The organism is Thalassospira sp. UBA1131 (assembly GCF_002311515.1).
Taxonomy (GTDB): Bacteria; Pseudomonadota; Alphaproteobacteria; order Rhodospirillales; family Thalassospiraceae; genus Thalassospira.
This window is the reverse complement of sequence record NZ_DCAO01000104.1, coordinates 97822-98226: the sequence shown is the minus strand read 5'-3', so window position 1 is coordinate 98226 and position 405 is coordinate 97822. Positions and strand designations below refer to the sequence as shown.

General features: G+C 60.0%; 1 protein-coding gene. It reads left to right on the top strand.

The genetic code is table 11. The features are described from left to right. A partial coding sequence (locus B3Z49_RS16605) for a hypothetical protein (protein WP_296993134.1) occupies nt 1-405 on the top strand: 405 nt, incomplete at both ends.

The following is a 405-nucleotide window of genomic DNA, read 5'->3' as shown; positions in this document are numbered from 1 at the left end:
CGGGCGGGGGTGCTGGTTGTCGCGACTGGCGGACGGGGATGGGGCTGGTTCAGCCAAAGATAACAGCAATCTGTTTGCCTTGCCGCGGGACTTTATCCGGTTGCTGTCGCTCGAAAATGACGGGGGTAAGATCGCGTCTTTCGAGCTGCGAGATCAGGCGATCAAGGTCGCGGGTGACAGTGCGTATCTTAGCTATGTCGCACGCTTGCCGGAGGGCAGCTTTCCGGCGTGGTTTGATATGGCGTTGATGGCGCGACTGGCGGCCGAATTTTGCCTGCCGCTGACCGAAAGCAGCACTCGGGCCGAGTACCTTTTCAAGCGGGCCGAGGACCAGTTGCGCGAGGCACGGCTTGCCGATGCGCAGCAATCGACCCCGCATGCGATTGATGATTTTTCCCTGATTTC